This window comes from Akkermansia massiliensis, from assembly GCF_023516715.1.
GTDB lineage: Bacteria > Verrucomicrobiota > Verrucomicrobiia > Verrucomicrobiales > Akkermansiaceae > Akkermansia > Akkermansia massiliensis.
This window is the reverse complement of record NZ_JAMGSI010000003.1, coordinates 135,817-147,749: the sequence shown is the minus strand read 5'-3', so window position 1 is coordinate 147,749 and position 11,933 is coordinate 135,817. Positions and strand designations below refer to the sequence as shown.

Sequence of the window (11,933 nt, the reverse complement as noted above, 5' to 3'; positions counted from 1 at the left end):
TCAGCAGTCCAGGACGAGGGGAAAGTGCTGGCTGAGCGGGTAATCCGTGACCTGGATCAGCTCCACGCCGTAAAGGCTGGCAATGGCCGGAGCCTCGGACTTGTCATACGGCTCGCAGTAATAAATGGTTTTAACGCCATGGGCGCACAGCGCCTGCATGCATGAGGTGCAGGGCATCGTGGTGCATGCCACCACCTTCGCCTCCCCCCTGCGGAACAGGCTGCACAGGTTGATTTCCGCATGCAGCATGTATTTCTGGCGTTCGTCCCGGCTGGCCCAGAAGGTGTCCTGTGCCTTGAAGCCGGGGTACAGGCCGTTGTAGGCGGTGCCGATCACGCGGTTGTCCGCATCCAGGGCGGCAGCTCCCACCTTGCGGTAGGGGTCTTCCGAGCGCAGGGCGGCCGCATGCGCCAGCGTCATTACATACTGCGGAATGGGGAGGCGGGATGATGAGTTACTGTTCATGGTTGGAAGACTGGAGTTCCGCCAGGAAGCCTGACTCGTCCAGATACAGGTTGGGCGGCAGGGAATATGGGGTGGGGAGCGTAGCCCCGGCGATAACGTTGGAGAGGGGGGGATTCAGGTAAAAGCCCGGGAGAAGGCGTCCTCGCGTTCTGGCCCGCATGCCGAGCTGCACGGTGCCGTCATCCAGCTTGAAGACGCTCCTTTTCATGGACATGGCCAGAATGATGCCGCGGTCCGTGGCGAAGCAGGGGCGCCACCCGATGTTGGGAAGCACCAGGTCTCCGGAGCCGCTGAAATCGTAAAACGGCGTGCGCGTTTCCGGAACCAGGCTGTACAGCCTTCGGCGCAGGAAGTCGGAGCCCGTCACCTGCTTGATGCCCTCCGGCATGCTGTGGTCTCCGTCGCTGATGAGGTACACGGGGGTGCTGGTGAGGATGGGCCACAGGACAGATGCCACCGTTTCATGCACTTCGTCATGCCCCACGCTGGTGAGCAGCAGTTCCCGGGGCTGGAGGGAGTTCACGCGCTCCAATTGCTGGGCGTTCATCCAGAAGTCGCACAGGCGGCTCTGGGAGCGGGAGCTGTCCAGCAGGGTGGCCAGCCACTTCCTGAGTTCCGGGTGGTCCGCCTCCACGGTGTCGTTCATCAGGCATTCGGCTATTTCATACCCGGTGAGCCGCGCGTTTTTTGCTAAAACGAGCGGCTTGTGGGCGATGCGCTCCAGGTGGTTCAGGATGGTGTCCCTGCCGATGCTGGCGGCAATTTCCAGGCAGGTGGAGGAGAGCTCCCGCAGGGTGTTGATGACGATGCGGGGGTTGACGGCATCAGGCGCAATGGGTTCTCCGATGGCGGCCGTGAAGCGGTAGGGGACATGGAGGGGGGCCTTGGAGAAGAAACGGTTGCCGGAGTAGGAGAAGATGCTCCCCCACAGCTCGTCCATGTAGATGGGAACGATGGGGCAGCGCGATTTTTTCGCCAGCATTTCCAGCCCCCTGCGCGCGGCGCACAGGGTGCCCGTGCGGGTGAGCTGGCCTTCCGGGAAGATGCAGATCACTTCTCCGGCCTTGAGGGCCTGAATGGCCTTGGACAGGGATTCCCGGGGATTCCGGGAGGAAATGGGGAGGCAGTTGAAGAGTTCCAGAATCCAGCCGAGCCAGCGGATGGCTACGAATTCCTCCGCCACGATGAAGCGGATGGGCCGCGGACAGATGAGGGAAAGGAACAGCGCGTCCCCGTACGTGACGTGGTTGGAGACGATGATGGCTCCGCCGTCCTCCGGAATGCGGTCCTGGTGGATGATGCGGGAGCGGTAGACGATCCTCATGATCCAGAGGCCCATCATGCGGATGAATTCGCGGGGAATGAGACGGAACGCCACAATCGTGATGACCACGCCCAGGGCGGCCAGCACCCAGAATTGGTTCTGGATGGAGAAGATGTTCCTGAGCATGAGCTGGAAGCCGACGGCCACCAGGCCCATCAGGCAGTCCATCAGGTTGCCCGCGGCGATGACCGTGCTGCGGTTGGAGGGATCGCAGTTGTCCTGGAGGTGAGCGTTCAGCGGCACCAGGTACGCGGCGGCGAAGGCTCCCGTGATACCGAAGCCGATGTTGCTGGGCAGCGAGCCAGGAGCGAAGAAGGACAGGAAGATGCAGCCGATAGTGAAGCCGATCGCGCCCAGGGGGATGAGGCCCAGTTCAATTTTTTTACGGCAAATGATGGAGGCTATGACGCCGCCCACCACCGTGCCGCCGCTGAGCCACGCCATGAGAATGGCCGCGGACATGCTGAATCCGGTGCCGTCAATGGGGTGCTCCTGGGCGATCTGGAGGGAGATGAGCATCAGGGCCCCGGCCAGGAACCAGAAGTAGGAGACGCCGATTTCGCTGAGCCTCAGGTCCCGCTGACTCCACAGGTACTTGAGCTGCACGAAGTGCTCGTAAAAGAGCTTCCACTCGAATTTCCGGGTCTGGTTGGCCGGGTACCGGGGAAGGGACAGGGCCGCAATGGCTACGGGAACGGCGATGCAGGTGAGGATGAGCGTGGGGAAGGCGGCGGCTTCCCAGCCGTCGTTGGAGGAAACTTGCAGGATGTCGAACCAGACGAAGATGCCGATCTGCGCCGCCAGCATGGACAGGATGAGGCTCATTTCCATCAGCCCGGAGGCGTAGCCAAGCTGGCGGGAGCCCACCATGTCCTTCACCACCCCCTTTTTCGCCGGGCTCAGGATGGTCGCCTGGACGGAGAAGACGCAGAACCAGAAGACGGCCATTTCAATGTTCTCATACTTGTAGCACAGGAACATGGCCCCCAGCACCAGGATCTGGAGGAAAGACATGAACTGGATGATGCGGGCCTTGCAGAAGCAGTCCGCCAGCCAGCCGACGAAGGGGGAGAACAGGATGTAGGGCAGTACGAAGATGCAGGCAAGGATGTACTGGAGGGAGTTGACCCAGGAGTCCGGCCCGTACACGGCGCTGTTGGCGGCCAGCCAGACGCCCAGGGGAATCAGCAGGAACTGGGCGGCTTTTTCATTGAAGGCGTTCTGGGCTTGAATGAGAATCAGGGAATAAAAGCCCCTCCATTCCTTTTTTGAGGGCATTTTTTTCTTAGATGTCTGTACGTCATCCATGTGGGGCGGATTGTAGCAGATCACAGGGGGTAGGGAAGGATAATCTGTTTCCGTACCGGAGCGCTCCGGGGAAGGCGTGCAGGAGGCTTTTTCCCGATTTTTGGAAAGGAAAAGGATGCGGGGACGGTGGAACGGCCATGGCCGGACGGAGGTGAAAGCGTGTATTCCCGCAGTGAAGCGGAGGACGCGCCACCGGGCCTGAAAACCCCCGTGGAGCGCCGCAGCCCCGTACGGCTTTGCACGGATGAGGGGCCGGAAGCCGGAGAATCCTTGTCATGAAGCGGTTCGGCAAACAGGCTTTATGGTTGACATGAAGGTAGGGGGCCGTAGGATGCTGGCAGAAAGCTATCACCCGAAGAGAGATCATATGAATACTTCCCAGACGATAGGCGTGCTGCTGGCCGCAGGCGCAATCCTTCTGCCTTCCTGTGAAACGGAACGCGTGAATGAACGCCCCATCGGCATTTATCCTACGGAAAATGTCTATCCGTCCGGCTCCGGCGCCATGGGCGCCCAGGGCAGCAGCCTGTTGAATGAGATTCAGCGTGAAAATTCTCTGGATCCGGTAGCGGGTCAGAATTCCGGCTTCAATCCGGATCCGGCCCAGACCAATTCCGGCACCATCGGCAACATGGTGGGAGGCACCAACAATATCACGCCTCCGCCGCCCGTTGCGCCCAAGCCTGTCGTTCCCAATCCCGTGAGTGACTCTGCCAATTCCGGCATTGCCGCTCCCAGGCCCGTGGAGCCCTCCACTGCCTCCTCCATTCCCGTGGCGTGGCCCACGGCGGACCCCACGGTGGTGGTCAGCCCGTATGACCGCACCAAGAAGATCAAGATTCTGAACCGGGGCACCAACAAGCCCTACCCTTCCGGTACCGTGCTGCGGGACACCAACTTCCCGAACGAGATCAAGAAGTTCCGCGTGCCCTGATGCGGCCGCCGCGAAAAGATGATGCCCGCGCCCCTGAACATGCTGTATGTTCCGGGGCGCTGGTGTATTCTACCCCCTGTGAAACCATGAGCGAAGCTTCCAGAAAACAGCTTTCCTTTTCCTCCGTAGCCATTCTCGGCCCCGGCCTTCTGGGCGGTTCCCTGGCGCTTGCCGTCAGGAAGCAGCTGCCGCATGTCCACGTGCGCCTGTGGGGCAGGAGGGAGGAGCCGCTGGAATATGCCCGCTCTTCCGGAGCCGCCCATGCCGCCTCCACCCGGTTGGAAGAGGTGGTGGAAGGCGCGGACCTGGTCGTGCTGGCTACCCCGGTGGGCGTGATGTCCCGCCTCGTTTCCGGAATGCTCCCCCTGCTGAAACCGGGCGTGCTGGTGACGGACGTGGGTTCCGTGAAGGGCTGCGTCCACCAGTCCGTGGGCTCCGCTCTGACGGAAACCGGCGTGGCGTTTATCGGCTCCCATCCCATGGCCGGTTCTGAAAAGCAGGGCATGGAGCATGCCTCCGGGGAACTTTTCCGGGACGCCACGTGCATTCTGACCAATGACGAGCACGTGCATGAAGACATGCTGCTGCTGCTCCAGCGGTTCTGGGAGCGCGTGGGCTGCCACTGCATCCGCATGAAAGCGGCGGACCATGATTCTTCCGTAGCCCGCATTTCCCATATACCGCATGCCTTGTCCGCCCTGTGCGTCCACACCGCCCTGGACGGGGGGGATGTGAAGCTGCTGGGGCTGGTGTCCGCCGGCGGTTTTCGCGATACCACCCGCGTTTCCATGGGGGAACCGTCCATGTGGGCGGAAATCCTGACGGAGAATGCCCCCGCCGTCCTGGACCGGCTGGACGAAGCCCTGTCCCAGTTGGGGGAGGTGCGGAACCGGCTGGCCTCCGGAGACAAGGAGGCGCTGCGGAAATGGCTGAAGGCCGCGGCGGAGAGCCGGGCGCAGGCTCTTGGCCTGTGAGAGGCGCCGGGGGCGTTCTGCTGCCGGATGTGCCTTTGCAGGAAGGGAAAGGAACAGCCTGTTATCAAATTGTTAACAATCCGGGATGGACGGCCCGATGTTCCGTTTTATACTTGCCCCATGCGTTTATCCAACATGAATACCCCTCGCCGCCGCCGCCAGGGGCGCGGTTTGCACCGTGCCGCCGCCATTGGGAGCCTGCTTGTCCTCGGGCAGTCCGCCTATGCCGAGACTAAACCCGCCGCCGCAGAGGAGGGCGTGCAGGAAATGCCGGAACGCGTGATGACCATCCGTTCCAAGTCCCTGCGGGCGGAGACGGTCAGTTCCGCCACCCTCACGAACATGAAGACGGAAGAAGTTCCGCAAACGGTAAACGTTATTACGCGGGATCTGATGGATTCCAAGGGTTCCGATTCCCTGGTGGAGGCCCTGCGCATGGATTCCTCCGTCAATACGGGGGGAGACATGCTGCTGTCCCGCACGGCGGACCAGTACACCATCCGCGGTTTTGCCGGCACCGATGTGCAGATAGGCAACATGCCTCTTCCCCGCGGCATGGGATACGGCATGGATACGTCCCTGATAGAAAATATTGAAATTGTCAAAGGCCCCATCGGGTCCATTTCCGGCGGCCAGACCAGTACGCTCGGGGCATACGGCGCCGGCGGTTCCATTAACCTGATCCTGAAGGCGCCTGATTTTGAGGAACGAACGGAGTTGACGGCTTACGCCCGTCTTTCCCATCATGGGCAGAAGTACCGCGTAACTATTGACGACACCCGGTACAGGGGTAATGAAACGGACGGTTTTGCCCTGCGCACGGTGGTAGCCGCCGAGTATGAACGCCCGTTCTGGCTGAGCAACGGAGCCAACGGTGGCCAGAAGTACACGGTTTCCCCCATTTTCCGCTGGCAGCATGATTCCCGTACCAAGACGGTGCTGACGACCAGTTTCCAGTACCAGAATTCGCCGACGACGATGGGCATCCCCGTGCTGGGCGGCCACTTTGTGGGGCCGTATGACGCCTGGTACGGTTCTCCGAGCGGAAGGCTCAATGCCAAATCCCTGCTGGCGATGCTGGATTTCGAGCGCAAGCTGGAGAAGGTCTGGACAATCCGCATCGGCGGCGGCATGGGGTACAGCGATGTGGACTACAATGTCTGGGGCATTTCTTCTTCCGCCGGACGCGGAATGAGCACGGAGGATTATTACAACCAGATGATTGCTTCCGGAAAGGCCAAATACGAAGCCGCGTGGAGCGACGAGTGGAACATCAACTGGAATTTCTATTCCAACGCGCTGGCGGAGTTCAAGACCGGACAGGTGGAGCATGAAGCCCTGATGGGCGTTTCCTACACGGGGAGCAGCACCTATGGCGACGGTTCCAGCCTGGTGACGAACGCTACCGCGAACACGAACGGCTATTTCTCCCTGTACAATCCTCCGCCCTTTTTCCCCGCCGGGCGCGACTATTCCGGAGCCAATGCGACGGATACCGTGGTTCAGCGGGCGGGCGTCCTGCTGCAGGATGTCCTTAGCTACGGACAGTGGCGTTTCCTGGCCGGCGTGCGCGGGGACGCGCATTTCAGCCTGGACAATAATTACGCGTTTGCGTGGAGCCCCCGTTTCGGAATTACCCGCATGTTCGGTGAGCGCGTAGCTCTGTTCGCCAATGCGGCCCGTACTTCCGCCCCCAATTTCGGGTATCTGGATGAAAACGGGAAGGAACTGACCGATTCCTGGCGTACGGACCAGATGGAATTCGGCTTCCGGGTCAGCCCGGTGGACAAGGTGTGGTTCTCCGCTTCCTGGTTTGACATCATCCAGAATAACACTCCCGTAGCCATAGACGGATATACCAACCGGTACTATTCGGACGGCTCCAAGAGGGCGGAAGGCGTGGAACTTTCCCTGAACGGGGAAATCACCAAGAACTGGAGTTCCTACCTTTCCTACACCTACACCCGCACCAAGAACCGGACCTCCGGGGAAGTGTATCCCACCATCGCTCCGAATGCGCTGGCCCTCTGGCAGAAATACCGCATTGACGGCGGCCTGCTGAACGGCACGGTGCTGGGCCTGGGCTACCGTTGCAAGGATTCCTACTACGCCACGTTCCGCGGTGCAAAGATTGCGGATAATTATACCATACCTTCCTACAGCGTGTTTGACTTCACGGTGGAAATCCCCCTGCCGGAAACCAAATGGCTGAAGGATGCCACCCTGAGGCTGGCCGTATACAACATTTTCGACAAGAAGTACGTGCAGTCCACCCGCCACGCCGTGCAGTGCACGGTGGGAGAGCCCCGCACGTTTGAAGTAGGCGTGAAGACTGCCTTCTAACCATTCCTTCCAGCCATGAGTTCCCCCGTCATTTCCGTCACCCGCCTCAAGCGCAGCTTCAAGTCCGGTTCCGAGGACATAGCCGTGCTGAAAGACATCAGCCTTACCGTGAACCAGGGAGAGTTCGTCGCCGTCATGGGCGCGAGCGGCTCCGGAAAAAGCACCCTGCTGAACGTGCTGGGGGGGCTGCTGCCTCCGGATTCCGGCACGGTGACGGTGGATGGGCTGGACCTCGGCTCCATGTCTGATGCCGCCCTGACAGTGTACCGGCGCGACCGCGTGGGGTTCATCTTCCAGATGTTCAACCTGGTGGGAACCCTGAACGTGGAGGAAAACATCCTGCTGCCCTCCCTGGCGGGGGGCAAAAAAGTGGCCTCTTCCACTCTGGACACCATGATTGAAAAAGTGGGGCTGTCCCACCGCCGGCACGCCATGCCGGATACGCTCAGCGGCGGGGAACAGCAGCGGGTGGCGATTGCCCGTGCGCTGGTTTCCGGCCCGGCGCTGGTGCTGGCGGATGAACCCACGGGCAATCTGGATTCTGAAAACACCCGGCTCATGGGGGACCTGTTCCGGGATTTGCACCGTACGCAGGGCTGCGCCTTCGTGCTGGTGACGCATGCGCCGGACGTAGCCATGTGGGCGGACCGCGTGATTGTGCTCAAGGACGGCCGCATCGTGGACGACAGGCCCACGGCGGAATTTGCCGGACCTGTAGAATTGTCCTCCTTCTATGAACGCACGCTGAATGACGCCTTATGACGCTGCTGTTCAAACTGATTTGGCGGGACCTGCGCGCCAACCCCGGCCGGGTGGCGGTCAGCGTGTTCGCCATCCTCGTCTCCGTCAGCCTCATCGTCTGGATGATGGGGAGCTATGATACGCTGGTCAAGGAGTTCGATAACGACGCGGAGGCCTACATGGGCAGCTATGACCTTTGCCTGGTGCCGGAGGCGCCCAAAGGGCCGCTTCCCCCCGGGCAGTACCCGCGGTTCAGTGATCCGGATCTGGCCGCTCGCCTGGCTGCCTCCCCTCTGGTGGAATCCGTGAACGCCGCCTGCCAGGTGCCCCGCCTCCAGATCGGCTGCGGGAATGAACGCGGCAGCTTTGACGAGCAGACGCGCGACCGCATGGGGATTCCTCCGCAGAGCCCCATCCTGGTGGGGAACCATGCCGTGGAATGTCCTTATGATTTGAAGGAAGGCGTCTGGCCGGATATGGCTTCCTCCTCCGCCATGGAGGGGGTGCTGGGCAGCGGAAGCGCCAAGTATTTCAGCGCGGGCGTGGGAACCGTCATGAACGTGCGCGTGGGAACGCACGTGTACGACGTGAAGGTCGTGGGCATCGTCAAGCAGGCCAAGGCTACCCCCGGCGTCATTATGGGACCGGGCGGCATGTCCGGACCGGCTTTTTCCTCCCTCTTTGTGCCCGTAAAGGTGTGTGAAAAAATCACGGGCCAGCCTTTTGCCCCCAATTTGATTTACGTTCAGCTCAAGGAAGGGGTGGACAAAAAGGAGTTTGTGGACGGCCTCCGGCAGGAGCTGGCCCAGGCCTCCGCCGTGGTGGCGGATACGGATTCCATTATCCAGCGGCTTTCCAGCGACCGTTCCGTGCGCTCCCAGAAGGAGAGTGCGGAGATGTCTGTCTGGCTCGTCCTGTTCTCCTGCGTCTTCATCATTTTCACGACCCTGAGCATCGGCGTCAGCGAGCGCACCCGCAGACTGGCCCTGATGCGTGCGCTGGGGATGAGCCGCATGCAGATCGCGCTGCTGATTGTGGGAGAGGGGCTTTTCCTGTGCATTCCGGCGCTGCTGGGCGGCCTGGCCGCCGGCTTTTGCCTGGTGTACCTTCTGGAGGAAGGTTCTTCCTCGGTCCCCGTCCTGACCTGGACGACGGTGCTGGCTGCCGCCGCGTGCGCCGTGGGGGGGGCCTTGCTGGCTTCCATCATTCCCGCATGGCGCGCTTCCCGCCAGTCTCCGCTGGAAGCGGCCGTGCCCTCTTCCGGATTCATCGGGAAAGTGAGCCGCGTTCCCGTGTGGTCCGTGATCGCCGGGCTGGCGTGCGTGTGCCTCCAGCCTGCGGCCCTGCTTCTGCCGGGCCTGGAGGTGGAGACGCGCAAGTGGATCTTTTTCTGGCTGGGGTATCCCGGCCTGGTGGCCGGTGCGCTGTTCCTGGCTCCCGCCTTCGTGCGCGTGACGGAGTGGGCCGGATCATGGATCACGGGGCTGCTGCTGCGCGTGCCGCATTCTTTCCTGAAAGTGCAGCTCAGCCGCAACCTCAGCCGTTCCGTGGGAACCGCCGTATCCATGTCCGTGGGCCTGTCCCTCTTTGTAGGGGTGCAGACGTGGGGATATTCCATGCTGGTTCCTTTCTCTCCGGATACGTCCACGCCCGGAACGCTGGTTTCCTTCCTGCATACGGAGTTCAAGCCTGCGGACGTTCCGGAGCTGATGGCGCGGCCCAGCCTGCGTAATTCGCGGATGTATCCCATTTACGTGGATGAACCGGACATTGCCCCGGCGCAGATGAAGACCCCAGGTTTTTCCGGAATGCGCAACCGCTCCATCGTGCTGGCCGGCATTCCCGTGGCGGAGATGGCTCAGGGAAGCCATCCCCTGTTCAGGCCCGTGTTCGTTTCCGGCAACCCGCAGGAAGCCTATGCCATGCTGGAATCCACCCGTTCCCTGCTGATTCCGGACACCTTTGCCCGGACGGTGGGGCTGAAGGCCGGGGATGACCTGATGCTGGTGAATCCGTCCCATCAGGGGCGCCGTTCCGGGAATGCTCCGTCTGCCGGAGCTCACGGACGGGGCAGAGGCCCCGGCATGCAGGGGGAACCCTGGAAGGTGGCGGGAGTCGTCTCCTTCCCCGGCTGGCACTGGCTGACCAAGACCAGCGGCATGCGCGTGCGTCGCGGCGGCTTTGTGGCGGCCCTGGCGATTGCCGATGAACGCTGGCTCAAGGAGGAATACGGCCATCAGGGGTTCCAGTTCATCTGGGGGGACACCGCCCCCGGGGTAAGCAACCTGGAGCTCCAGAACGACCTGGGGGAATACGCCCTGATGAAGGTGCGGCAGCAGGAGAACGAAGGGGAAGGCGTGAAGCCGCTGGTGAAGGCCCTGACCCGGGAAAGCCTGGGGGGGAGCGTCACCAGCCGCGGTGACGACGTGATCTTTACGATGAGCAAGCTTCCCATCATCATGATGGTGATTGCCGTGCTGGCCGTGCTCAATACTGTTCTGGCCTCCGTGCAGTCCCGCCGCCGGGAATTCGGCCTGATGCGGGCGGTAGGAGTGCCGGCCGCCATGGTGATGCGGATGCTCTGGGCGGAGACGCTGATGGTCTCCCTGTGCGCCGTCGTCATGAGCCTGGCCCTGGGCGTGCTGGGAGCCTGGTGCTCCATCCAGATTCTGGAATACGGCTATCACTTCGGCATCGTCACTCCTCCCGTCACGATGCCCTGGACCCATCTGGGGTATGCGGTGCTTCTGGTGCTGGCCCTTTCCTCCCTGGCGTGCCTTCTGCCTGCGTGGCGCATGAAGCGCGCGTCTGTGACGGACTTGCTTTCCGTCCGGGAGGGGTAGGGGGCCTTCTGGATTATATTTGTCGAAAAAAGTATTGATTGCTGAAAATTAAGCAAATAGGATCAGCTGTATACTTTAGAATGAAATATTTTTACCATGATCGGAATGGAGAATTGCATGGTCCTGCTGAACTGGATTTTCTGGCCTGTGAGGTAAAATGGGGCGGTCTGCCTGATCATTTGATGATTCGTCCAGTGGATGGTGAAGAATGGGTTGCCCTGGCGGAGGCAGTGAAAAGGGAAACGGGAACCGGATTTTATCCGAACGTGATGTCTGTTCCGCCGGAAGAGGTAGCCGGTCTGTCGTTTTGGAAGCGTCTCCGGTATTATTATCGGAGATCATGGAGAATGGCATTCGTCTTTTCCGGACGCGCTTCCCGGCGGGAATGCCTGTCCGTTTTCCTGTCCATGACGCTGGCGGATTGCCTGGGGCTGGCGGTTGCCCAGATTCTGCTGGGGCTTGCTCTTCCTCCCCTGATGCCGGGAATCGACGTGTTTTCCTGTTTGTTCTTCATCTTCCTGCTCTTGAGATTGTTGCTGGGGTTGCTAATTGTCCTTCAATTCTTTGCCTTGTGTTGGAGAAGGCTTCATGACTTGTCCCTGGCGGGCGGTTGGTCGTTTGTTCTTCCTTTTGTCCTTCTGGCTGGCAGTTTGCCGGTAGAATGGTTGTTTGGTCGTTTGTTCCAGTCTGATGCGTGGGGAATGTTCATGGCACATGCAGGAAAGGCCGGAGTAATGGCGGCAGGAGGAATGGGAGTGGCCGTTTTCGTGTTGTCCGGAACCTGGGTTGTTGCGCTGCTGGGCCTGTTTCCCGGTACGAAGAAGGAAAATCAATACGGTCATCCCCCGGAGGTATGACCGTTCCGTTTCCCGGACAGAGAAGAACCGGGGATTTTTCCTTTCGCCGGAAAGGGAGGATAATATCGACAAACCCCGTAATGCGTGTTTGACTGAAAGGGCTTTCCCGTGAATCTGTCTTCTTCCAGTCCTGGTCCTTTTTCT

The 11,933-nt window shown here is 60.9% G+C and carries 8 protein-coding genes; 6 read left to right on the top strand and 2 right to left on the bottom strand.

Going from position 1 to position 11,933, the window contains the following annotated elements; genetic code table 11:
* Together M8N44_RS13725 and M8N44_RS13720 are read right to left on the bottom strand one after the other, a co-directional pair.
* Complete coding sequence (locus tag M8N44_RS13725; RefSeq protein ID WP_022397758.1) at positions 1 to 465, bottom strand: deoxycytidylate deaminase; 465 nt, start codon at positions 463 to 465, stop codon at positions 1 to 3.
* Complete coding sequence (locus tag M8N44_RS13720; protein WP_180971081.1) at positions 455 to 3,067, bottom strand: MFS transporter; 2,613 nt, start codon at positions 3,065 to 3,067, stop codon at positions 455 to 457. Before M8N44_RS13720 ends, M8N44_RS13725 begins: the two co-directional genes overlap by 11 nt.
* A gap of 397 nt (positions 3,068 to 3,464) precedes the next feature.
* Here M8N44_RS13720 and M8N44_RS13715 point away from each other — a divergent pair, with 397 nt between their 5' ends.
* From M8N44_RS13715 to M8N44_RS13690, 6 genes are all read left to right on the top strand, one after another.
* Positions 3,465 to 4,031, top strand: coding sequence for a hypothetical protein (locus M8N44_RS13715; protein ID WP_102721878.1), 567 nt, complete (start codon positions 3,465 to 3,467; stop codon positions 4,029 to 4,031).
* Between the two features lie 86 nt (positions 4,032 to 4,117).
* Positions 4,118 to 5,005, top strand: a complete 888-nt coding sequence (locus M8N44_RS13710; protein ID WP_180971616.1) for a prephenate dehydrogenase — start codon at positions 4,118 to 4,120, stop codon at positions 5,003 to 5,005.
* Positions 5,006 to 5,140: 135 nt separating this feature from the next.
* A complete protein-coding gene (locus M8N44_RS13705; protein ID WP_180975197.1) occupies positions 5,141 to 7,348 on the top strand; it encodes a TonB-dependent receptor in 2,208 nt (735 codons plus the stop codon).
* A 15-nt stretch (positions 7,349 to 7,363) separates the two neighbouring features.
* Positions 7,364 to 8,110 carry an ABC transporter ATP-binding protein gene (locus M8N44_RS13700; RefSeq protein WP_102728491.1) on the top strand — a complete coding sequence of 249 codons (747 nt, stop codon included), beginning with the start codon at positions 7,364 to 7,366 and terminating at the stop codon, positions 8,108 to 8,110.
* Positions 8,107 to 10,932 carry an ABC transporter permease gene (locus M8N44_RS13695; protein ID WP_102728492.1) on the top strand — a complete coding sequence of 942 codons (2,826 nt, stop codon included), beginning with the start codon at positions 8,107 to 8,109 and terminating at the stop codon, positions 10,930 to 10,932. The genes M8N44_RS13700 and M8N44_RS13695 overlap by 4 nt, the downstream gene beginning before the upstream one ends.
* Before the next feature lie 80 nt (positions 10,933 to 11,012).
* Positions 11,013 to 11,789, top strand: a complete 777-nt coding sequence (locus M8N44_RS13690) for a DUF805 domain-containing protein (protein WP_022397766.1) — start codon at positions 11,013 to 11,015, stop codon at positions 11,787 to 11,789.
* Positions 11,790 to 11,933: the final 144 nt, after the last annotated feature.